Annotated in this window: 21 protein-coding genes; 13 read left to right on the top strand and 8 right to left on the bottom strand. The window is 63.9% G+C overall.

The window, feature by feature from the left end:
* Positions 1 to 93: 93 nt before the first annotated feature.
* Positions 94 to 441 carry a hypothetical protein gene (locus PSUB009319_RS17780; protein ID WP_124383519.1) on the bottom strand — a complete coding sequence of 116 codons (348 nt, stop codon included), beginning with the start codon at positions 439 to 441 and terminating at the stop codon, positions 94 to 96.
* Between the two features lie 429 nt (positions 442 to 870).
* On the opposite strand from PSUB009319_RS17780, the gene PSUB009319_RS22960 reads away from it, so the two are divergent.
* On the top strand, positions 871 to 1,038 hold the full coding sequence (locus PSUB009319_RS22960) for a DUF6726 family protein (protein ID WP_185453498.1): 168 nt from the start codon (positions 871 to 873) through the stop codon (positions 1,036 to 1,038).
* 193 nt (positions 1,039 to 1,231) lie between these two features.
* On the opposite strand, the gene PSUB009319_RS17775 is transcribed toward PSUB009319_RS22960, so the two are convergent.
* Positions 1,232 to 1,780 (bottom strand): N-acetyltransferase family protein, encoded by a 549-nt coding sequence (locus tag PSUB009319_RS17775; protein ID WP_374704209.1) that lies wholly within the window; start codon positions 1,778 to 1,780, stop codon positions 1,232 to 1,234.
* A 154-nt stretch (positions 1,781 to 1,934) separates the two neighbouring features.
* On the opposite strand from PSUB009319_RS17775, the gene PSUB009319_RS17770 reads away from it, so the two are divergent.
* Entirely contained in the window at positions 1,935 to 2,912 is a 978-nt protein-coding gene (locus PSUB009319_RS17770) for a DedA family protein/thiosulfate sulfurtransferase GlpE (RefSeq protein ID WP_124383518.1), read from the top strand.
* 375 nt (positions 2,913 to 3,287) lie between these two features.
* Here the strand turns inward: PSUB009319_RS17770 and PSUB009319_RS17765 are convergent, their stop codons facing one another.
* The 6 genes from PSUB009319_RS17765 to fliF form a co-directional block, all read right to left on the bottom strand.
* Positions 3,288 to 4,874, bottom strand: coding sequence for a flagellar hook-length control protein FliK (locus PSUB009319_RS17765; RefSeq protein ID WP_124383525.1), 1,587 nt, complete (start codon positions 4,872 to 4,874; stop codon positions 3,288 to 3,290).
* Between the two features lie 38 nt (positions 4,875 to 4,912).
* A complete protein-coding gene (gene fliJ / locus PSUB009319_RS17760) occupies positions 4,913 to 5,377 on the bottom strand; it encodes a flagellar export protein FliJ (RefSeq protein ID WP_124383517.1) in 465 nt (154 codons plus the stop codon).
* 120 nt (positions 5,378 to 5,497) lie between these two features.
* Positions 5,498 to 6,970 carry a flagellar protein export ATPase FliI gene (gene fliI / locus PSUB009319_RS17755; RefSeq protein ID WP_124383516.1) on the bottom strand — a complete coding sequence of 491 codons (1,473 nt, stop codon included), beginning with the start codon at positions 6,968 to 6,970 and terminating at the stop codon, positions 5,498 to 5,500.
* Complete coding sequence (gene fliH, locus PSUB009319_RS17750; RefSeq protein ID WP_124383515.1) at positions 6,960 to 7,697, bottom strand: flagellar assembly protein FliH; 738 nt, start codon at positions 7,695 to 7,697, stop codon at positions 6,960 to 6,962. The genes fliI and fliH overlap by 11 nt, the downstream gene beginning before the upstream one ends.
* A 44-nt stretch (positions 7,698 to 7,741) precedes the next feature.
* Entirely contained in the window at positions 7,742 to 8,734 is a 993-nt protein-coding gene (gene fliG, locus PSUB009319_RS17745) for a flagellar motor switch protein FliG (RefSeq protein ID WP_124383514.1), read from the bottom strand.
* Entirely contained in the window at positions 8,731 to 10,569 is a 1,839-nt protein-coding gene (gene fliF, locus PSUB009319_RS17740; protein WP_124383513.1) for a flagellar basal-body MS-ring/collar protein FliF, read from the bottom strand. The genes fliG and fliF overlap by 4 nt, the downstream gene beginning before the upstream one ends.
* A 261-nt stretch (positions 10,570 to 10,830) precedes the next feature.
* On the opposite strand from fliF, the gene fliE reads away from it, so the two are divergent.
* From fliE to PSUB009319_RS17685, 11 genes are all read left to right on the top strand, one after another.
* Complete coding sequence (gene fliE, locus PSUB009319_RS17735) at positions 10,831 to 11,166, top strand: flagellar hook-basal body complex protein FliE (RefSeq protein WP_124383512.1); 336 nt, start codon at positions 10,831 to 10,833, stop codon at positions 11,164 to 11,166.
* 108 nt (positions 11,167 to 11,274) lie between these two features.
* On the top strand, positions 11,275 to 12,393 hold the full coding sequence (locus PSUB009319_RS17730) for a glycosyltransferase family 2 protein (protein ID WP_124383511.1): 1,119 nt from the start codon (positions 11,275 to 11,277) through the stop codon (positions 12,391 to 12,393).
* 14 nt (positions 12,394 to 12,407) lie between these two features.
* Positions 12,408 to 13,181, top strand: coding sequence for a glucose-1-phosphate cytidylyltransferase (gene rfbF / locus PSUB009319_RS17725; protein ID WP_124383510.1), 774 nt, complete (start codon positions 12,408 to 12,410; stop codon positions 13,179 to 13,181).
* Positions 13,145 to 14,272, top strand: a complete 1,128-nt coding sequence (rfbG, locus tag PSUB009319_RS17720) for a CDP-glucose 4,6-dehydratase (protein ID WP_124383509.1) — start codon at positions 13,145 to 13,147, stop codon at positions 14,270 to 14,272. Before rfbF ends, rfbG begins: the two co-directional genes overlap by 37 nt.
* Positions 14,269 to 14,862 (top strand): dTDP-4-dehydrorhamnose 3,5-epimerase, encoded by a 594-nt coding sequence (gene rfbC / locus PSUB009319_RS17715; RefSeq protein WP_124383508.1) that lies wholly within the window; start codon positions 14,269 to 14,271, stop codon positions 14,860 to 14,862. Before rfbG ends, rfbC begins: the two co-directional genes overlap by 4 nt.
* Positions 14,859 to 16,010, top strand: a complete 1,152-nt coding sequence (locus PSUB009319_RS17710; protein ID WP_124383507.1) for a DegT/DnrJ/EryC1/StrS aminotransferase family protein — start codon at positions 14,859 to 14,861, stop codon at positions 16,008 to 16,010. The genes rfbC and PSUB009319_RS17710 overlap by 4 nt, the downstream gene beginning before the upstream one ends.
* Positions 15,995 to 16,837, top strand: coding sequence for a phytanoyl-CoA dioxygenase family protein (locus tag PSUB009319_RS17705; RefSeq protein ID WP_124383506.1), 843 nt, complete (start codon positions 15,995 to 15,997; stop codon positions 16,835 to 16,837). The genes PSUB009319_RS17710 and PSUB009319_RS17705 overlap by 16 nt, the downstream gene beginning before the upstream one ends.
* Positions 16,838 to 16,839: 2 nt before the next feature.
* The gene (locus PSUB009319_RS17700) at positions 16,840 to 18,021 is read left to right on the top strand and encodes a class I SAM-dependent methyltransferase (RefSeq protein ID WP_124383505.1); all 1,182 of its coding nucleotides are present in this window, start codon (positions 16,840 to 16,842) and stop codon (positions 18,019 to 18,021) included.
* Complete coding sequence (locus PSUB009319_RS17695) at positions 18,018 to 18,533, top strand: GNAT family N-acetyltransferase (protein WP_124383504.1); 516 nt, start codon at positions 18,018 to 18,020, stop codon at positions 18,531 to 18,533. Before PSUB009319_RS17700 ends, PSUB009319_RS17695 begins: the two co-directional genes overlap by 4 nt.
* The gene (locus tag PSUB009319_RS17690; protein ID WP_124383503.1) at positions 18,530 to 19,246 is read left to right on the top strand and encodes a WbqC family protein; all 717 of its coding nucleotides are present in this window, start codon (positions 18,530 to 18,532) and stop codon (positions 19,244 to 19,246) included. Before PSUB009319_RS17695 ends, PSUB009319_RS17690 begins: the two co-directional genes overlap by 4 nt.
* Positions 19,239 to 20,513 carry a glycosyltransferase family A protein gene (locus PSUB009319_RS17685; RefSeq protein WP_124383502.1) on the top strand — a complete coding sequence of 425 codons (1,275 nt, stop codon included), beginning with the start codon at positions 19,239 to 19,241 and terminating at the stop codon, positions 20,511 to 20,513. The genes PSUB009319_RS17690 and PSUB009319_RS17685 overlap by 8 nt, the downstream gene beginning before the upstream one ends.
* Positions 20,514 to 20,516: the final 3 nt, after the last annotated feature.

Genomic DNA, 20,516 nt, shown 5'->3' with positions numbered 1-20,516 from the left:
CTCGCTGTACCTGTACATGAAAACACCCCAAAAGTTGGTGTCCAACTTTTGGGGTGCAGTTCAGTGCGGGCGTTTTTGCGGGAGGAACCAGACTCAGGCTGCGGCGCCTTCGGTGTACGGGTCAAACTTGCTGCCAGCCTTGGCACCTTCAGTGTAGGTGTCAAACTTGCCGGCGCGAGCCAGTGCGCCTTCGGTGTACGGGTCAAACTTGCTGCCAGCCTTGGCGCCTTCAGTGTAGGTGTCGAACTTGCCGGCGCGAGCCAATGCGCCTTCGGTGTACGGGTCAAACTTGCTACCAGCCTTGGCGCCATCCGAATACACGTCGAAGCGTTGGCTGACTTGCGCAGCGCCTTGCGTGTACACGTCAAACTTGGCTGCTGCCAGGGCCGGCACACTTGCCAGGGCGATCAGGGCAGCGATCAGGGTGCGTTGGGCTTTCATGATGTCTTCTCCAGATGGGCGCAGCGCGTCGGGCAGGTGATCCGGACATTTCCTGAATCTTGTTTTCGCTGCGGCGCCGCATTCAATGGAGTCATCGTAGGCGAGCCTGTTCAGACAATAAATGTCGAGACAGACAATTTATTGTTGTGATATCTGAAATTAAGGGAAAACCCGCATCACCATTGGTTTTACGGCCTGCAGTAAAGCTTGGTTGGTTAATTTGCGCAAACACTGGATGTGACTTTTTGATCAAAAGCCAGCTTTGTACGGCGTTCGAACGGTCTCCATTGCCGTGTTCTGACGCATCGCATCAACGTCTGAAAGACCGCACGGATTGCCATTTCCCGATACAAACGCGCACAGGTGGGCAGATCACTCTGTGTCACACTGCGCCGCATTCGCTTTCATTCGCCTTCACACCCGCCCACGATGAAACACCTTCTGTTCGCTGTGTCCCTGCTTGGTGCGGCACTTCTCTCGGGCTGCGGCGTGGTGGCTGCACCGTGCCGCGTGGCATCGGCGGGCCTGAAGATGGTGCCGTTGGTGGGGCATGTGGCGGCCGCGCCCACCGACGCCTGCGCGGACATCATCGATTAAGGATGGCAGGCAGACGAACAACGTCGCCGCGCTCCTCGTCACCTTTAGCTCGCCTGACCAGCAGCAAGCCAGCCTGAAGACGCGGCAGGCGACTCTGCAACGGCTGCAGAAGATCATGCAACGGCCGGTTGCCGGTGACCGCCAGTCATCCCTGAACTTCCTTGATCGGGTTTACCGGGGCCCTCGCCTGACCTCACAACGCGCGCTGCATCAACATGCAATCCAGCCAGCGCCCAAATTTGTAGCCCACGGCCTCCAGCACACCCACTTCCCGAAAGCCGCAGCGCGCATGCAGCTTGGCTGACCCCGGGTTGTCGCGGCCGCCGCCCACCACTGCCACCATCTGCCTGAAACCACGCGCCTGGCATTCACAGATGAGCGCTTCCAGCAGCAATGTGCCAACGCCGCGCCCCTGCGCAGCACTGTCAAGGTAGATCGAATCTTCCACCGTATGGCGATATGCGGGCCGCGCGCGATGCGGGCCGGCATACGCATAGCCGAGCAGCACACCATGGGCTTCGGCCACCACGTAGGGCATGCCAGCATCCTGGAGCCCCTGGAAGCGGCGCGTCATCTCGGTCAGATCCGGCGGGTCAATCTCAAAGCTGGCGGTGCCGGTGCGCACGTGATGCGCGTAGATGCTGACGATCGCGGGCAAATCTGCCACGGTGGCCGGACGAATGGCGATGGCACCGGAATCGTGCATGAAAGCGGAAACATCGGCGGGCATTGCAGAAGACATGGCGCGGCATGTGGAAGCGGTGTGAAACACGCATTGTCATGCCAATTTCACACGAAGCGCATGCTGCACGTGCATGCCGGTGACATGGCTATCGGGCAACGCCGGAATGCGGTAACTTGGCGGACGCATTTGCCCCTGCCGCGCCCTCCCTGCCATGCATGACCTGTTTCCCTTGATTGCCGAGTACGGCGCGTTTGCCGTGTTTCTCAATGTGCTGCTGACGCAAGCCGGCGCGCCGCTGCCGGCCGTGCCGACGCTGCTGGTGGCCGGCGCGCTGACATTCCATGGGCCGCTGCACCTGATGGAACTTGCGCCGGCCGCCGTGTCGGGTGCGCTGCTGGGCGATGGCCTGTGGTATTTCGCTGGCAAGCGCTACGGCCGGCACGTGATGGCGCTGCTGTGCCGCGTGTCGCTGTCGCCCGACTCCTGCGTGCGGCGCACGCGCACGCAGTTCGAGCGCTGGGGCGCGCCGATGCTGCTGATCGCGAAGTTCATTCCGGGTTTGTCGACGGTGTCGTCCGCACTGTTGGGCACGATGCGCACGCCGTTCAGCACGTTCGCGCTGTACAACCTGGTGGGCTCGGCGGTGTGGGCCACGCTTTGGCTCGTGCTCGGCCGCGTGGCGCATGACAGCATCGACCAGGCGCTGCGGCAACTCGATCTGCTCGGCACGCGTGCCGTGCTGCTGATCGCACTGCTGGCGGCGGTGTACGTGGCGGCGCGCTGGCTGCAGCGCTGGCGCTTTCGCAAGATGCTGGAGATGGCGCGCATCTCACCTGATGAGCTGCATGCGTTGATCGAATCCGGCGCGGCGCCCGTCATCATCGATGTGCGCGCCGACAGCTCGCGCATGCTGCAGCCGCAACGCATTCCGGGGGCGATGCTGTATGACATGTCCGGCAGCCACCGCGCGATCGAGATCGACGGCCCCGACCGCGAGATCATCATCTACTGCGCCTGCCCCAACGAAGCGTCTGCCGTGACGCTGGCGCGCACGCTGATGGGGCGCGGCTTCAAGCGCGTGCGCCCGCTGCATGGCGGTATCGATGCGTGGGTGGAGCGCGGCTACGGTGTGGAGCACGTGGTGTCGGTCACGCCCGCCACGCTGGCAGCGGCTGAGGCGCGCGCCTGAGGCTTCGCCACATACGCCCGCATCAAAAAGGCGGGCGCGCAAAAACAAAAAGCGCACCTCGCGGTGCGCTCTCCCGTAAGTACGGCAAACATGCGGTGCGCCAGCCCCCCGGCTCGGACACTCCGCATCGGTCCGTGTGCATCCGCCCGAGGACGGATGTGGCGAAATGATCCCCGTTTGATCCCTTCTTCGCCGGTCGGACTTGACCCCCTTGTTATTCATTGCAACGCTGCCGCGTCAGACATATGCGCGGCGTGCTCGCGTTGTTGTTTCCCTTCCTTTTTTTCGTTGCCTTGCGGCTGGCCATTTCGCATGGCACTCCTGCGTATTAACGGCAGGGTTGCGCCAAACTTTATGCCACCGCCAGCACAATCGTCAGGCAAACGTATCGATGGCGCCCTCGTGGCTGGATGCGCGACGCGGTGCCAGTGCCGCGGTATCGATGCGGTCTTGCGAGTCGCTGCTGCCATAACGGCTACTGTTGCCCCCGTTGCCCGAACCGCTGCCCTGGTTTTGTGCCGACGAGCCTTGCGAGGCGCTCTGCTGCTGGCTGAAATCGCCCGTGCTGACGGACGTTTGCGCAAGCTGCATCCCGCCTTGTTGCATGGCATCGCGCAGGCGCGGCATGGCGTCCTGCACAAGTTCGGCCACGGCCTGGTGCTGACAGACAAAGCTCGCGCTGACGGCGCCATTGTCGACTTCCAGCTTGACGTGCATGCCGCCCAGTTCGGCCGGGTTCAATTGCAGCTCGGCCGACGACTGTTTGTGTACCTGCATGAAAGCGAGTTGGCTGGCCAAGCTCTGTGGCCACCCGGCATCGCCAAAGGTAGGCAGCGTGTGGATTTGCTGCGGCGTGATCGATGCCGCTGCTGCAGCGCCTGCGTTGGCGCCGCCCACTGCAAAGGTGGGCGCAGCCATGCCCGCATCGGCATTGGCGCGCGACAGTACCTCCTGGAACTGCGCGCCGCTACCCTGCGCATTGGCTTGCGTGCCTGCGCTATCGGTGTTGCCGGTATTGCCGCCGTTGCTGGCATGGCTGGTTGCATCGGCCAGACCAGCCGTGGCCATCTGCGTGGCGGGGCTATGTCCGTTCAGATCGGTACGGCGCGGCAGGCCATGATCGGCATTGGCGCCTTGCGCAGACGATGTGCTGCCGAGTTGCCGCACGGCGGCCGGCGTGTTGTCAGCCACGGCGCGCGTGCGGGCCATGGTTTGGGCCAGCGCGCTGCTGTCGGGCAGCGCGGTGGCCGGCGGCGTTGGCGTGTTTGCGGCGTTGGCGTCTTTGGCGCCCGGCAATCCGGCCTGGCCGGCTTGTGCCGCCGTGGCCGGGTCGGTGGCGCCTTGCGTGCCGTTGGCGGCAGCATTTGCGGCGGCCAGTGCGGCGGCGTCAGTTGCAGACGATTTGCTGAGTGCCTGCGTCGCCGCGTTGGTATCGGCGTTGGTATTCAATTGGGCTGCCGGCTGGGCAACCGGCTGTTGCGCGGCAGCAGTTTGCAGCGCGGCTTGGCGTGCGGCCTCGATCTGGGCGGCCAGTTGCGCAGCCGGGTCGACCACCGCCTGTTGCGCAGCGGTATCGAGATCCTTGGCGTTGACAGGCTGCGCCGGCTTGGCGTTGGCCGCATCAACAGTGCTGCTGGCAGGCGTGGTGACGGCCTGCACCGGCGTGTTGCTGTCGGCCGGCGTGGCGTCCTGATCGTTGCGTGCAGCGGCGGCACGTGCGGCGTCCTGGCGGGCGATATCAGCGCGGCGGCTGGCATCGTCAGCGGCGGATTGTGCATCGGCGCGGCGGCGCGCGGCATCCTGGCTGATTCTGTCTAACTGCATGCGGTCCGACAACAGGTTGCCGAACGTATCGGTGCCAGACGAGGCGGCCTGCGTCTTGTCAGCGGCAGCAGTATTGCCGGCCGACAGCATGGCGCCCAGGTCTTTGGCAGCGGCGTTGGGGGTGGCACTCAAGCCCACGTTGACTCCATCTTGCGACTGCGCGTTCGCGTTGGTCTTCAATTGCCGCCCTGTGCCGCACGCATGCGGATCACCTTGGCGGCGTGTTCGTCGTTGTCGCGCTGGGCGCGGCGTTCTTCGTCCTGGCGCTGCTCTTCAATGTGGCGCTGGCGCAGGATGTCGAACGACTGCTCGCGGCGCTGCTTTTCAAGCCAATTGGCACGGCTCATTGCAAGCTGCTGCTCCAGCGCGTTGATGGTGCCCTTCTGCTGGTGCACGGCGCTGCCCAGGCGGTCGATAAAGGCGGCGTAGTTGCGCAGGCGCGTGACGTCCATGCCGCCTTCAGCCGTGCTCAGCATCTGCTGGTGATAGTTGTTGCGGTAGTCGGACAGCAGTGCCAGCTTTTGCGTGGCGGCCTCGCGCGTGTTCATCAGGCGGCCGACCTCCTGCGTGGCTTTTTCGGTGTCCTTCTGGGCCAGTTCCAGCACGGTTTCGAGGCGGAACGGCGCAGTTCTAGTGGTCATTGGTCGACTCTCCAGTTTCCCGTTACATCAACCCATCGGTTGCAAACGCGGCGGCTTTAGCCACCGGCTTGCGCAAGGCTTGCGTCTTCACACTGTCAAGCGCGCACTGCACCACGGGCTTCATGCGAGCACCCCATGCATCTTCTCCAGCGTGTGATCGCGGCTTTCGTTCTCAAACATGCCCTGCTGCAGGAACGCTTCCATGTCGGGGTAGCGGGCGATGGCCTGGTCGGTCAGCGGGTCGCTGCCTCGTGCATAGGCACCCACGGCGATCAGGTCCCGGTTGCGCTGGTAGCGGGCGTAGAGCTGCTTGAAGCGGCGGGCGGTATCGAGCTGCTCGCGCGGCACGATGGCCGACATCACGCGGCTGATCGACTGTTCGATATCAATGGCCGGGTAGTGGCCTTGCTCGGCCAGCTTGCGAGAAAGCACAAAGTGGCCGTCCAGAATGGCGCGCGCCGCATCGGCAATCGGGTCTTGCTGGTCATCGCCTTCGGCCAGCACGGTGTAAAACGCGGTGATCGAGCCGCCGCGACCGTTGGCGTCCACCATGCCGTTGCCGGCGCGCTCGACCAGTGCGGGCAGCTTGGCAAACGCCGAGGGCGGATAGCCCTTGGTGGCAGGCGGCTCGCCAATGGCCAGAGCAATCTCGCGCTGGGCCATCGCATAACGCGTAAGCGAATCCACGATCAGCAGCACGTTGCAGCCACGATCGCGGAAGTACTCGGCGATGGTGTGTGCGTAAGCCGCGCCCTGCAGACGCATCAGCGGTGAGGTGTCGGCCGGCGCGGCCACCACGGCCGAGCGTGCCATGCCTTCTTCGCCAAGAATCTCGTCAATGAATTCCTTCACTTCGCGGCCGCGTTCGCCGATCAGGCCCACGACCACCACGTCGGCCTGGGTGTAGCGGGCCATCATGCCCAGCAACACGCTCTTACCGACGCCGGAGCCTGCGAACAGGCCCAGACGCTGGCCTTGGCCAACGGTGAGCAAGCCATTGATGGCACGCACGCCCACGTCAAGCACATGCTCGATCGGTTTGCGTTTGAGCGGGTTCAGCGGCGCCGGGGTCAGCGTGCCCCAGGCGAGTTCTTCATGCGAGCCCAGCGGGCCTTTGCCGTCGAGCGGCTCGCCGTTGGCATCCACCACGCGGCCCAGCAGGCGCGGGCCCACGGGCAGGAACTTGCTGTGCGAAATCGTCGGGTCGGCGCCGTCTTCGCTCGTCACTGGCAGGCGTTGCGGCTCCAGCGGGAACACGCGCGCGCCGGGCACCACGCCCACCAGATCCGTTTGCGGCATCAGGAAGGCGCGCTCTTCGGCAAAGCCCACCACTTCGGCCAGCACGTGGCGGACCCGTCCTCCACTACTTGGCAGCTCAACGCGGCAGGCACTGCCCACCGGCAGCTTCAGGCCGACGGCTTCCATGACCAGGCCGGCCACGCGCGTGAGCTTGCCGCACGTCACCACCGGGCGTGCCAGACGCGCACGTTGCGCGGTCTGCTGCAGGTGGGCCTGCCACATGCGCACGTTGGGGTTGTCAACGGCAGTGTTGTGGCCAGCCCGCGCTGCCAGCTGCACGGTATCAGGCGACATGGAGCGCGCCTCCTGCCACGCGTTCAGCTTCCGCGCGTTCGCTGGCAAGCCATGCGGTATCGCGGCCCAGCGCGCGGGTCAGTTCGGCCCAGCGGGTTTGCAGCGTGGCATCGGTTTCGCCAAAGCGGGTCTGCACGCGGCAGCCGCCGCGCTCGATGGCGGCATCAACGATGAGCGTCCAGCCGGCGGCGGCCAGCTCGGTACCCAGCGTCTGGCGGATCAGTTCTGCGTCATCGGCATGCACGCGCAGCATGGCGGGTGCCGGTGCGGTGGGCGCATCGCCCAACACTTCGCGAATCAGCGGAAGAATGCGTTCGGGCTGCGCATGCAGTGCGCCGTGCAAAAACTGCTGCGCCAGTTGCAACGCCAGATCAACCAGTTCTTCGGCAACGCTGCCGTTCAGTTGGTCGATCGCATCGCGCACGGATTGCATCAGCGCGGCGATGTGCTTTGAATCTTCCTCGCCCTGGCGGCGGCCTTGCTCAAAGCCATCCTGGAAGCCCTGTGCGAAGCCGTCGCGGCGGCCTTCGTCGCGGGCGTTGGCAAGCTCCGCATCCAGCGCGGCTTGCCATTCTTCTTCGGAGATCGGCGGCTCTTCGGGCTCGGGCGGCGGTGGGGGTGGCGCGGCTTGAGCAGCGGCCTGTGCGGCCTGGCGCTCGAAGTCGGTCGGCTCCCACGGCTGGTATTCGACCAGCGTGTCGCGCGGGATGATTGGCGGACGCGGCATCTCAGCGCTCCGTCACACGAAGGTGGCAGCGGCGGCCGGTGCGCTCAGACATAAGCGTCCTCCGCCTTGCGGCCAATGGTGATCTCGCCCTCGTCGGCCAGACGACGCGCAACCATGAGGATTTCCTTCTGCTGCGCCTCGACTTCCGACACCTTGACCGGGCCCAGCACTTCCAGCTCTTCCCTGAGCATCGTGCCGGCACGCTGCGACATGTTGGCGAACACCTTGTCGCGGAACTCCTGCTTGGCGCCCTTGAGCGCCACCACCAGGATGTCCTGGCTGATCTCACGCAGCAGCGTCTGCAACGCACGGCCGTCCAGGTCGATCAGGTTGTCGAACACGAACATCTTCTCGACAATGGCGTCGGCCAATTCCGGATCGCGTGAACGCACGCCTTCGATAACGGAGCTTTCAACGGCGCTTGGCACCAGGTTGAGGATCTCTGCTGCCGTGAGCACGCCGCCCATCGCGTTCTTCTTGCGATGGTCGTTGCCCTGCAGCAGCTTGGTCAGCACGTCGTTCAGCTCGCGCAGCGCGCTGGGCTGGATGCCGTCGAGCGTGGCAATGCGCAGGATGGTGTCGTTGCGCAGGCGCTCGGTGAAATAGGTCAGGATTTCCGAAGCCTGGTCGCGGTCCAGGTGGACCAGGATCGTGGCGATGATCTGCGGATGCTCGTTGCGGATCAGTTCCGCCACCGACGATGCATCCATCCACTTGAGGCCTTCAATGCCGCTGGTGTCACCGCCCGACAGGATGCGGTCGATGATGTTGGCGGCGCGGTCGTCGCCCAGTGCCTTGCGGAAGACGGTGCGGATGTACTCGTTGGAGTCCACATCCAGCGGCAGGTCTTCAGCCTCGACAAAGAAAGCGTCGAAGGCGTCGAGCACGCGCTCGCGCGAGACGTTTTTCAGCGCGGCCATGGTTGCGCCCAGCTTCTGCACTTCGCGCGGGCCCAGGTGCTTGAGTACTTCAGCAGCTTCGCTTTCGCCCAACGACATCATAAGGATGGCGCTGCGTTGGAGTCCTTCGGCGCTCATTCGTTACTCACCCATTGTTTGATGACGGCCGCGACGGCGCGCGGGTTGCTCTGCGCCACGCGGCGCATGGTCTCAAGCTTCTTCTCGAAATCGGCGTTCTTGAGCTGCGGCAGGCTCTCGGGCACATCCTCGCCGCCTGCGCCCAGGGCACCCGTTGCCGACGGCCCTTCCAGCTCCGGCCCGGCCGAAGCGGCGGCGCCGGTGATGATCGGAGCGTTCGGATCTTCGCCTTCGCGGCCCACGAAGGTGGGCGTGGCCGGCTCGGGCCTCTTGTTCATCGAGCGAATGGCGGGCCGGATCACTGCAAACACGAGGATCAGGAAGCCGATTGCCAGCGCCAGATACTTGGCCGCTTGAATGGCGTACTGGAGCATCTCCGGCTGCTTCCACAGCGGCAGGTCGTCCTTGGCTACCGGCAGCGTGCCCGAGAACTGGCTGTTGACCACGTTCACGGAATCGCCGCGCTTGGCGTCAAAACCCACCGCGTCCTTGACCAGCGCGTTGAGGTTACCCATCTCGGCTTCGGACAGCGGCTTCCACGTCTTGCCGTCACCCCGGTAGTTGACCACCACGGCCACCGACAGGCGGCGCACGGTGCCCACTGCGGCACGGGTGCGGCGCACGGTCTTGTCGACTTCGTAGTTGGTCGTGGTGTCGCGGGTGCTCGATGCGTTGCCGCTGGTTGCCGTACCGCTCGTGTTGGCAGCCGCCGGTTGTTGCGGTTGGCCGTTCTGACCATTCGGGCCTGCTGCAGCCGGTTGCGAGGCCGGAGCCGGTGCGGTCGGCAACATGCGCGGCGCGGTCGGCGGCTGGTTGGACAGTGCCCCCGGCACGCCGCCCTGGGCGTCGGCCTTGTTCTGCATCGATTCAGCGGTGTGCGTGCTGCGCACGGCCGCGTTGGCCGGATCCTGGTTCGGACGGTACGTCTCGGCCATCTGCTCGGTGTTGTCCAGATCAACATCGGCCGTCACCTGGGCACGCACGTTGTCTTCACCCACCACGGGGCCGAGGATGGCTTCAATGCGCTTGATATAGCCCTGCTCGACATCGCGCACGTAGCTCAGTTGCGTCGGGTCCAGGCCTGAGGCGTTGTCCTGGAACGACGACGACAGCAACCGGCCGGATTGGTCAACCACCGTCACGTTGGCCAGCGGCAGGTTCGGCACGCTGCTCGACACAAGGTGGCCAATGGCCTGCACCTGCGAGCGGTCGAGCATGCGGCCCGGATACAGCTTGAGCAGCACGGAAGCGCTGGGCTTGGCCTGCTCGCGCACGAACACCGACGGCTTGGTCATGGCCAGATGCACGCGGGCGGATTGCACCTCTTGCATGGCCTGGATGGTACGGGCCAGCTCGCCTTCCAGGGCGCGCTGGTAATTGACCTGCTCGGCAAACTGGCTGGTGCCGAATTTCTGGTTTTCCATCAGTTCGAAACCGGCCTGGCCACCCTTGGGCAGACCTTGCGTGGCCAGCTTCAGACGCGCTTCATGCACGTTTGCCTCGGGCACCATGATGGCGGTGCCGCCTTCGGCAAAGCGGTATGGCACGTTCATCTGCTGCAGCGCGGCAATGATCGCGCCGCCGTCGCTGTCAGACACATTGCTGTACAGCACACGGTAATCCGGGGCGCGGCTCCACAGCATGGCGGCGGCAATCACGGCCACCAGCGCCGCCCCACCGACCATCATCAGCAGACGCGGCGACAGACGGCCGAGCGGGCCCAGCGCACCCAGCGCTCCCGCGTTCTGGCGCCCCTTGGCGCCCTGGCCTATCGCCGGCATATCCACCGTACCGAGCGTGTCGGCGACAGCAACCGAATCGGCTGTCGTTGGCATCCCAAATCTCCTGACTGACTACGTTGCCTGAGCCCCAACCCAACTGCTGGGCATGGCTCCGTGGTTGCCATTATCGACAGGGGATGGGCAAGCAAATTGGCAAGAAGAGGGCGTTTTCCCGCTCTTTTGGGCGCTTGGGAACGGCCGGCCGGCGGCTACCTTTGCATCACCGTGGCGCAATAGCGACCAGCCGCTGGGGCCAGAAATGGCCCGGCACACCCGTCAATGGCGCGCCACAAGCAAAAGAGGAGCCTTCTTCACATGGATATTACGAACGCCAATTCAGTGGTGTCGCTCATGAACAGCGTGCTGGCACCGTCCAGCACCGTTGGCGGCATTGGCGGCTCGGCCACGGGCGACGGCGCCAAGGTCAGCGTTGACTTTGGCGCGGTGCTCAAGTCGTCGCTGGACCGGGTTGACGCGTCGCAGCAAAAAGCCGAGTCGGTCTCGCGCAGCTTCGAAATGGGCAACAACGACGTGGATCTGCACGACGTCATGCTCTCGCTGCAGAAAGCCAACATCGACATGCAGACCGCGGTGCAGGTGCGCAACAAGTTCGTCTCGGCGTACCAGAGCATCATGAGCATGTCGATCTAGCGCCTGCTCATGATCCTGCGCGCCCCGATCTTGGCCTTGCGATGCTCGCTACGGATCCTGAACAGGCTCTGAAATCGCCTTTGCGATAGCCTTTTTTTCTGAGTCTGCATGTCCAAACACGCCAAACACCGTGCCAAGTCCGCCGGGGCCAGCCTCGCGCTGGTGGTCATCGCCCGCAATGAGGCCGCCTGTATCGAGCGCTGCCTGCTGAGCGCCAAGCCGCACGTCGATCGCATGATCGTGCTCGACACCGGCTCGACCGACGACACCGTGGCAATTGCCAAGGCATGCGGCGCGCAGGTGCATCACTTCCAGTGGGTGGACGACTTCTCGGCCGCCCGCAACGCCGCGCTGGCCGCCGCCAATGCGGACTGGAACCTCGTGCTGGACGCCGACGAGTGGATCGAAAGCGGCACCGAAGAGCTGCGCGACGCCTGCACCTTCGGCCCGCTGCTGGGCGTGGTGTGCATCCGCAGCGAATACGACATCTCAGGCCACGTGGAGCATTCCAATAGCTGGATCGCCCGCCTGCTGCCGCGCGGTGTGCGCTACAAGGGGCGCATCCACGAGCAGCCCAATGCGAATCTGCAGCGCGTGCGCTTGCCGCTGGTGCTCGGCCACGATGGCTATATGAACGCCAAGCTGGACCAGAAGCGCGGGCGCAATCACACCCTGCTGCAACTGGAGCTGGCCGCGCATCCGGACGACCCGTATGTGCTCTACCAGCTCGGCAAGGATTTCGAGATCAATCAGAAAGACCCGGCACAGGCCGCCGTGCACTACCAGCGCGCGCTGGCGACGGCGCCCAGGACGGCGCCCTATCGCCATGACTTGTGCATCTGCCTGCTGGCGTGTCTTTCCAAATCGAAGCAACTGGATACGGCCATCACCCTGGCCGGCACGTGGATGGAGGAGTGGGCGCACTCGCCCGACTACTTCTACATGCTCGGCCACCTGATGTTCGAAGCCGCCGCGCAAGACGCCGCGCAAGCCGAAAAACAATGGCTGCCGATGGCGGAATCCGCTTTCCTGAAGTGCCTGGAGATTGGCGAACAGCCCAAGCTGGATGCCGCCGTGTTCGGGCGCGGCAGCTTTGCCGCCGCCAAGTATCTGGCGCTGACCTACCGCGCCCTGGCCGACACGCTGGCCATCAAGTCGAACCAATATTCCGACCTCGCGCGGCAGATGGAGCAACAAACCGTCAGCGCCCACGCGGTCGCCGCATGAGCGAGCACTGAACCATGAAGACAGTCATCCTGGCCGGGGGCCTCGGCACGCGCATCAGCGAGGAATCGCACCTGCGGCCCAAGCCGATGATCGAGATTGGTGGACGCCCGATCCTGTGGCACATCATGAAGATCTACGCAGCCCACGGCATCAACGACTTCATCATCTGCCTGGGTTACAAGGGCTACGTCATCAAGGAATACTTCGCCAACTACTTCCTGCACATGTCGGACGTCACGTTCGATATGTCGAAGAACGAAGTCACCGTGCACGAGCGCCATGCCGAGCCGTGGCGCATCACGCTGGTCGACACGGGCGAGCAATCACAGACCGGCGGGCGCCTCAAGCGCGTGGCCGCGTATCTGGACCCGAACGAGCCGTTCTGCTTCACCTACGGCGACGGCGTGTCCGACATCGACATCACCAGCAAGATCGCCTTCCACCGTGAGCACGGCAAGATGGCCACCGTGACGGCCGTGCAGCCGCCGGGCCGCTACGGCATGCTCCAGCGCGACGGCACCCGTGTGACCGGCTTTACCGAAAAGCCGCCCGGCGACGGCGGAAGCTGGATCAACGGCGGCTTCTTCGTGCTGAATCCGTCCGTCATCGAATACATCGCCAGTGAAGACACCCCGTGGGAAGGCGCGCCAATGTCGCGTCTGGCCGAGATGGGCGAACTGAACACCTTCGAGCACCACGGCTTCTGGCAGCCGATGGACACGCTGCGCGACAAGAACAGTCTGGAAGCCCTATGGCAAACGGGGAGTGCACCGTGGAAAAAGTGGTGACACTCGACCCGCGTGCGTGGGCCGGCAAACGCATCTTCCTGACCGGGCATACCGGGTTCAAGGGGAGCTGGCTGGCACTGTGGCTGCGCCAGCTTGGCGCAGAGATTTACGGCTACAGCCTGGCGCCCGAAACGAGCCCGAATCTCTTTACGCTGGCCGAGGTGGAATCCTCCCTGGCAGGCCACACGCTGGGCGACATCCGTGATGCGGATGGCGTACGCACTGCCATGGCTGCGGCGCAGCCTGACGTCGTCTTTCACCTCGCGGCGCAACCGCTGGTGCGCGCGTCGTACAAGGACCCTGCTGCCACCTACGCCACCAACGTGATGGGCACGGTCAACGTGCTGGAAACGGCGCGCGGCTGCACGAACCTGTCCGCCATCGTGATTGCCACCACCGACAAGTGCTACGACAACCGCGAGTGGGCCTGGGGCTACCGAGAGACCGACGCACTCGGCGGCCATGACCCCTACAGCGCATCCAAAGCCTGTGCCGAACTGGTGGCCGCAAGCTACCGGCGCGCGTTCTTTGCCAACGGCCCGTTGCTCGCCACCGGCCGCGCGGGCAATGTGATTGGCGGCGGCGATTGGTCGGAAGACCGCCTCATCCCCGATGCCGAACGCGCCATGCGTGCTGGTACGCCGCTCGTCATCCGTTCACCACACGCCACACGACCGTGGCAGCACGTGCTGGATTGCCTGCACGGCTATCTGGTGCTCGCACAACGCCTGCTGGCCGGTGATGCATCATGCGCCACCGCCTGGAATTTCGGCCCGGACAGCGCCGCCACGCGCACGGTCGAACAGGTGCTGCAAGGCTTGCAGCAACATTGGCCGTCGCTGAACTGGCAACTGGATGCCAACGCCACCACCGGCCGTCATGAAGCCGGCATGCTGCATCTGGACGCCAGCCGCGCACGCCAGCAACTAGGCTGGCAGACAGCGTGGCCATTCGAGACCGCGCTGGAACAGACCGCCGCCTGGTATCGCCACCTGCATGACAACACCGCTGGTGCGCGCGCGCTTTGCGATCAACAAATCGACCGCTTCACCGCAGCCGCATCTACCGCCGCATGCAGGAGCGCCGCATGAGCCGCTTCACGCTCCAGCCGACACCATTGGCCGGTGTGGTTGAAATCGACCGAACAATCATTGGCGATCATCGCGGCTATTTCACGCGCTTTTTCTGCGCGGACGAACTTGCCGCTGCCGGTTTCGACAGCCCGATCGCACAAATCAACCACTCCTACTCCACCAAGCGCGGCACCGTGCGCGGGCTGCACTTTCAATACCCGCCGCATGCCGAGATCAAGCTGGTGAGCTGCGTGCGCGGCCGCGTGTTCGACGTGGCCGTTGACTTGCGCGCCGGCTCGCCCACGTTCTTGCAGTGGCATGCGGTGGAGTTGTCTGCCGAGCGCCACAACAGCCTGCTGGTGCCGCGCGGGTTTGCCCACGGTTTTCAGGCGCTGGAAGACGATTGCGAACTGCTGTACCTGAGCTCGACGCCCTACGCGCAAGCCGCTGAAGACGGCCTCAACCCGACCGACAGCCGGCTCGGTATCGCCTGGCCACTCGACGTGACCGAATGCTCCGACCGCGACCGCAACCATCCGCCGCTGACCAACGCGTTTGCGGGGATCACGTTGCCGGCCCCGAATCCTGAACTGCAGGAACAGCCATGACCCAGAAGATTCTGTACTCCAAGCCGTCGATTACCGAGCTGGAAGTCGAATACGCCACCGACGCCGCACGCAACGGCTGGGGCGACCAGTGCTACGCCTACATCAACCGCTTCGAAAAGCTGTTTGCCGAGTTTGTCGGCACGCAGTACGCCATTGCCACATCAAGCTGCACCGGCGCCATGCACATGGGCCTGGCCGCGCTGGGCATCGGCGCGGGCGATGAGGTGATCCTGGCAGACACCAACTGGATCGCCACGGCATCACCCATCACCTACGTGGGTGCCACGCCAGTGTTTGTCGACATCCTGCCGGACACGTGGTGCCTGGACCCGGCGCTGGTGGAAGCGGCCATCACGCCGCGCACCAAAGCCATCATCGCCACGCACCTCTACGGCAACCTGTGCGAGATGGACCGCCTGCTCGACATCGGCAAACGCCACGGCATTCCCGTCATCGAAGACGCGGCTGAAGCTGTTGGCTCACGCTGGCATGAACACGCAACGGGGGCACAGGGCATCTTCGGCACGTTCTCGTTCCATGGCACCAAGACCATGACGACGGGCGAAGGCGGCATGTTCGTCACCAACGACCGCGCGCTATACGACCGCGTGATGACGCTGAACAACCACGGCCGCGTGCCGGGCGGCAAGCAGTTCTGGTCTGACTTTATTGGCTTCAAGTACCGCATTTCCAACGTGCAGGCCGCCATCGGCTGCGCGCAGCTCGAGCGCATCGACGCGCTGGTCGCACGCAAGCGCGAGATCTTTGCCGCCTATGAAACGCACCTCGGCGGCATCAAGGGCCTTGCACTCAATCCCGAAGCACCCGGCACGCTGAACAGTTACTGGATGCCAACGGTGGTGTTTGACGAAGCCCTGGGCATCACGCGCGATGGGCTGCTGGCTGCGTTCTCGCGCCGCGGCATCGATGCGCGGGTGTTCTTTTACCCGCTGAGCCAGACAGAGTTGTTCGGCACGTTGGCGGACACTTCACGCAACAACGCGCCCAACAGTTACGCGATTGCCGAGCGCGCCATCAACCTGCCGTCGTATCACGACATGTCAGGCGCAGATATCGACACGGTGTCCAACGTGGTGCTCGATCTCGTCAAAGAACATCAGGAGAAGCTGACATGCCTGGCATCCTGAGCGCCGCTCAAATCGAGACCTTTCAGCGTGACGGCCTGCTGATCCTGCGCGACTTCTACGCGCCGTCGCAGGTCGAGCCGATCCAGCGCGCCATCTACGACATCATCGGCCTCATCATCGACAAGTACCGTCTCGATATCGTGCGCGCGCCGTTTGCGCCAGAACGATTCGACGACGGCTACCAGGCAGTCATCAAGGCCAATCGCAAATACGGCGCCGAGGTGTACGACGCAGTCAAGCAGATCCCCGCGTTTGTTCGCTTGCTGGGCGATCCGCGTCACGAACACCTGGTGACCGAGGTGCGCCCCGGCGCCCTGCCGGGGATTGCGAACGCTGGCTCCGGCATCCGCATCGACAACCCGCGAGAAGAGAAATTTCGCGCCAACTGGCATCAGGAATATCCGGCCCAGTTGCGCAGCCTCGATGGCGTGGTGTTCTGGAGCCCGCTGGTGGAAATCACGCCCGAAATCGGGCCGGTGGAGTTCTGCCCCGGTTCCCACGTGGAAGGGCCACTGCCCGTGTTCAGCGCCGACCCGGACAACGCCGGCAAGCAAGGCGCCTATGCCTTGCTGATCAAGGACGAAGCGAGCTATCTCGCGCGCTATCCGCACGTGCAGCCGCTCACCAGGCCGGGCGATCTGGTGATGGTCGACTTTCTCGTGCTGCATGCTTCGGGGCACAACACCAGCCAGCGTTCGCGCTGGTCGATGCAGTTCCGTTACTTCAATTTCTGCGAGCCGACCGGGCGCTCGCACGGCTGGAAGGGCTCGTACGCCAACGGCGTCGACTTCCGCACCGTCCACCCCGAACTCTCTGTGGAAGCCTGACGATGACCACTGCACTGTCATGCAACGTCTGCCAGCAACCGCTGGCCGAAGCGATCTACCGCGCCCCGCAAAGCGCACTGTCTTCACTGCGCCGGGCCATGGAAGGCACGCTGGAGGTGTTCTGCTGCGCTTCGTGCGGCCACATCCAGACCGTCGAGCTGTGTGACAACAGCAGCTTCTATGACACCGAATACGACATCCTCGTCAACAGCGAGGAAGAAGACCAGATCTATGCGGTCGAGAACGGCCAGAAGATCTTCCGCGCCGACCACCAGGTCGCCACGTTCCAGCGCAAGCTGGCATTGCAGGGGGGGCTGCATGAGGGTGCCCGCGTGGTCGACTTCGGTTGCGCGAAAAGCGCAACGATGCGCCTGCTGAAGCAACAGCGCCCGGACGTAGACGTCCACCTGTTCGACATCAGCGACCGCTACGTTGGCTTCTGGGAGAAGTTCCTCAGCCCCGAACAGTGGGCCACATACACCATTCCGCCAGCATGGCAGCGTTCGTTCGATGTGGTCAGCTCGTTCTTCTCGCTTGAGCACATCCCTGATCTGACGACCGCGCTGCGCAACATCCACGGCCTGCTGCGCGATGGCGGCCTGTTGTACGCCATCGTGCCGAACACGTTCACCAACTCGGTGGATTTTCTGGTGGCGGATCACGTCAACCACTTCACGCACACGTCGCTGCAAACGCTGCTGGCCAGCCATGGGTTTGATCTGCTCGAAGCCAATGCGCAAAGCCACCGTGGCGCCTTCGTTGTGACCGCCGTGCGCCGGCCCGGCGACAGCAAGATCGCGCCGGTGCTCGATGCACAGGAACTGGCAGACACACAGCGCGCAGCCAACAGGCTCGCCCGCTTCTGGCAGCAAGCCGCCAGCCATCTGACGGACTTTGAAACGCAGCACGGCAGCGCGCCTGCGGTCATCTACGGCGCAGGTTTCTACGGCGCCTACACCGCCAGCAACCTGCAGCAGCCGCATGCGCTGCGCGCGTTTGTAGACCAGAACCCGTACCTGCAAGGGTCGTCTTTGGCCGGCAAGCCGGTTGTCGCGCTGGACAGCATTCCGGATGAAGTTGAGGTCGTGTATCTGGCCGTCAACCCGGTCATTGCCGACGAAGTGCGGCACACCGTGGAAGCCGCATACCCGAATCGCTTCCGCTATTTCCGCTTCCAGCCATGATCGCGCGCGGCTCACTCGTCCTTCGGGAATGGCGCGAGAGCGATATCCCGCAACTCCTGCCGCTGCGCAACGACGTACCGACGCAGTTGCAGTTGATGACGCGCCCGCGGCCCAACTCCGCGACGAGCGTGCGTGACTGGCTTACGGCCAAATCGAAGCAAAGCGAAGTGGTGCTGTTCATCATTGCAGCCCAAGCGGACGACAGTGTGCTGGGCTATCTGCAGTTGAACCACATCGATGCGGTCAACCGGCATGCCTCCCTGGGCATCTGCCTGACGCCCGCCGCCCAGGGCAAAGGCCATGGGCGCGCCGCTTGCGAAGCCGCGTTTGCTTATGCCAGCGAAACGCTGTGCCTGCGCAAGATCACGCTCGAAGTGCTGGCCGAGAACACACGCGCCATCGCGCTCTACGAGAAGCTCGACTTCCGAAACATCGGCACGCTGGCCAGCCATTACCTGCAAGACAACCGCTGGCACGACGTTGTTCTCATGGAGCGGATGCTCGCGCCATGAACGTCGTCATCACCCAACCGATGCTGTTTCCGTGGCGCGGCCTGCTTGAGCAGATCATGCTGGCGAACGTGCTCGTCAACTACGCCGACGTGCAGTTCTCCAAGGGCAGCTTCACCAACCGCGTGCAGATCAAGGACAGCACCGGTTCGCGCTGGATGACGGTGCCGCTGGAAAAATTCCATCTCGGTGCCCGCATTGACGAGGTGAAGCCCGCCACCAACGTTGACTGGCGCGCGCAGCATCTGCGCATGCTTGAGCAAGCCTACGAGGCCGCACCGCATGTGAGCGACATGCTGGCGCTGGTGCGCTCTGTGTACGACGTGGACTACCCGAACATGGGCGCACTGGCGCTGGCGTCCATGCGCGCGGTGTGCCGTTATCTGGGCATCGAGATGGACAGCAAGTTCATCGACGCGCCCGAACTGGCCGTGCCCGGCAGCAACACCGGCCGTGTGCTCGCCATCGTGCAGAAACTGCATGGCACCAAATACATCACCGGACACGGCGCCAAGCACTACCTGGCCCACGCCGAGTTTGAACAACACGGCATCACCGTTGAATACATGAACTACGCCCTGCTGCCCTATACGCAATTGCACGGCGAGTTCACTCCCTTTGTCAGCAGCCTGGACCTGATCGCAAATCATGGCCCGGCGAGCAAGCAGTACATGCGTCCGCAGACGCTTAACTGGCGCGAGTTCATCCATGAGTGAGATTGCAGCAGTCCAACCCGCAGCCCACGAAAACGTGGCATCGAACAAGCAGGATGAGGTCGTGCAGCAAGTCGCGCTGAGCGTCTGCATCCCGACCTACAACCGCGCGCGTTACCTCGACAACCTGCTAGCAGAACTCGTCTCGCAGATTGGCGAACTGAAATTCAGCTACGAACTGCTGATCGGTGACAACTGCTCGGCCGACAACACGGAAGAGGTCGTTGCGCGCTATCAGGACAAGCTGAACATCCGGTATTTCCGCCGCCCGTCCAACCTGGGCTCGGCTGAAAACCTGAACCAGCTCTATCGCAGCGCGCGCGGCTCGTACGTGCTCTATCACGCCGATGACGACCTGCCGATCCTGGCCGAGATCAACAACAACATCGACATCTTCGAGCGCAACCCGGGCGTGGATGTCATCTTCGCGCCGTGGCTCATCCATGACCTGCCGACGCGGCAGGACGTGACCGCCTTCTACCGTCAGGATGACAACTATCTGATCGAGCAGCACGATTACCCCAAGCTGCTGGCGCTGGTCCTTTCGCACCATCTGTTTCCGGAGATCTACCTGGCGCGCCGCGAGGTCATGAACCGCATCTACTTCAGCGCGCCCGAGCACGCGTTCTACGCTTTCGTGCATGCAGCGGAAATGCTCGGCAGCAGCGCCGTGTATTTCAGCAAAACGCCGTTCTACCGCTCGGTCACGCGCTACTTTGCCGACGAGACCCGCGCCCAGGCCGGTAACGAAGAAGTGAAGTACGCATGGGACCGCTACCGCGGCGGCCTGGAGTACCTGTTCGGCAAGTTCTCACACACGCTGCCTGCAGCCGAGCGCCCGGAGTGGCTGAATGCCATCAACCAGTTCGTGCTCGCGCGCATGAAGGTAGCGCTGCGCCTGCGCACACATGAAGGCGGCAACTGGATCGACAACTACTACATCGCCAACCGCGTCCGCGCGCTGGGTGAAGTGGCCGACCTGCCCGCGCCGTATGACTTGTACCGCGTCAACGCCGCGTTTGAATACCTGACCAAGCTTGACCCGTTCAAGCCCGAGCCGCCCCGGTACGCAACCCTGCGCCGCGCGCCGCTGCAAGTCTTTCACCATGCGCAAGGCTTTGCCCAGACGGCGTTCCTGGTGCTTGACGACGACGCGCCCATTCCGCAGCACACCATCGTCGTGACACCAATTCCGCTGGATATCCCGGTGCCGGCCGGCCGTGAAGTGCGCTTCGTCTCGGAACTCGAAACGCTCGCCAAATTTCCCTGAGTC

Origin of the sequence: Ralstonia sp. SET104 (genome assembly GCF_003851545.1) — a bacterium.
Classification (GTDB): domain Bacteria; phylum Pseudomonadota; class Gammaproteobacteria; order Burkholderiales; family Burkholderiaceae; genus Ralstonia.
The sequence above is the reverse complement of the archived record's forward strand: the minus strand, read 5'-3'. Positions and strand labels throughout refer to the sequence as shown.

What these genes read in the sequence shown, in the direction of transcription:
- fliI (WP_124383516.1), bottom strand. Translation starts at nt 6,970, where the DNA reads ATGTCGCCTGATACCGTGCAGCTGGCAGCGCGGGCTGGCCACAACACT.
- fliH (WP_124383515.1), bottom strand. Translation starts at nt 7,697, where the DNA reads ATGCCGCGTCCGCCAATCATCCCGCGCGACACGCTGGTCGAATACCAG.
- fliE (WP_124383512.1), top strand. Translation starts at nt 10,831, where the DNA reads ATGGATATTACGAACGCCAATTCAGTGGTGTCGCTCATGAACAGCGTG.
- PSUB009319_RS17695 (WP_124383504.1), top strand. Translation starts at nt 18,018, where the DNA reads ATGATCGCGCGCGGCTCACTCGTCCTTCGGGAATGGCGCGAGAGCGAT.
- PSUB009319_RS17705 (WP_124383506.1), top strand. Translation starts at nt 15,995, where the DNA reads ATGCCTGGCATCCTGAGCGCCGCTCAAATCGAGACCTTTCAGCGTGAC.
- fliG (WP_124383514.1), bottom strand. Translation starts at nt 8,734, where the DNA reads ATGAGCGCCGAAGGACTCCAACGCAGCGCCATCCTTATGATGTCGTTG.
- PSUB009319_RS22960 (WP_185453498.1), top strand. Translation starts at nt 871, where the DNA reads ATGAAACACCTTCTGTTCGCTGTGTCCCTGCTTGGTGCGGCACTTCTC.
- PSUB009319_RS17780 (WP_124383519.1), bottom strand. Translation starts at nt 441, where the DNA reads ATGAAAGCCCAACGCACCCTGATCGCTGCCCTGATCGCCCTGGCAAGT.
- PSUB009319_RS17690 (WP_124383503.1), top strand. Translation starts at nt 18,530, where the DNA reads ATGAACGTCGTCATCACCCAACCGATGCTGTTTCCGTGGCGCGGCCTG.
- rfbF (WP_124383510.1), top strand. Translation starts at nt 12,408, where the DNA reads ATGAAGACAGTCATCCTGGCCGGGGGCCTCGGCACGCGCATCAGCGAG.
- PSUB009319_RS17730 (WP_124383511.1), top strand. Translation starts at nt 11,275, where the DNA reads ATGTCCAAACACGCCAAACACCGTGCCAAGTCCGCCGGGGCCAGCCTC.
- PSUB009319_RS17700 (WP_124383505.1), top strand. Translation starts at nt 16,840, where the DNA reads ATGACCACTGCACTGTCATGCAACGTCTGCCAGCAACCGCTGGCCGAA.
- PSUB009319_RS17770 (WP_124383518.1), top strand. Translation starts at nt 1,935, where the DNA reads ATGCATGACCTGTTTCCCTTGATTGCCGAGTACGGCGCGTTTGCCGTG.
- rfbC (WP_124383508.1), top strand. Translation starts at nt 14,269, where the DNA reads ATGAGCCGCTTCACGCTCCAGCCGACACCATTGGCCGGTGTGGTTGAA.
- fliJ (WP_124383517.1), bottom strand. Translation starts at nt 5,377, where the DNA reads ATGACCACTAGAACTGCGCCGTTCCGCCTCGAAACCGTGCTGGAACTG.
- rfbG (WP_124383509.1), top strand. Translation starts at nt 13,145, where the DNA reads ATGGCAAACGGGGAGTGCACCGTGGAAAAAGTGGTGACACTCGACCCG.
- PSUB009319_RS17685 (WP_124383502.1), top strand. Translation starts at nt 19,239, where the DNA reads ATGAGTGAGATTGCAGCAGTCCAACCCGCAGCCCACGAAAACGTGGCA.
- PSUB009319_RS17775 (WP_374704209.1), bottom strand. Translation starts at nt 1,780, where the DNA reads ATGTCTTCTGCAATGCCCGCCGATGTTTCCGCTTTCATGCACGATTCC.
- PSUB009319_RS17710 (WP_124383507.1), top strand. Translation starts at nt 14,859, where the DNA reads ATGACCCAGAAGATTCTGTACTCCAAGCCGTCGATTACCGAGCTGGAA.
- fliF (WP_124383513.1), bottom strand. Translation starts at nt 10,569, where the DNA reads ATGCCAACGACAGCCGATTCGGTTGCTGTCGCCGACACGCTCGGTACG.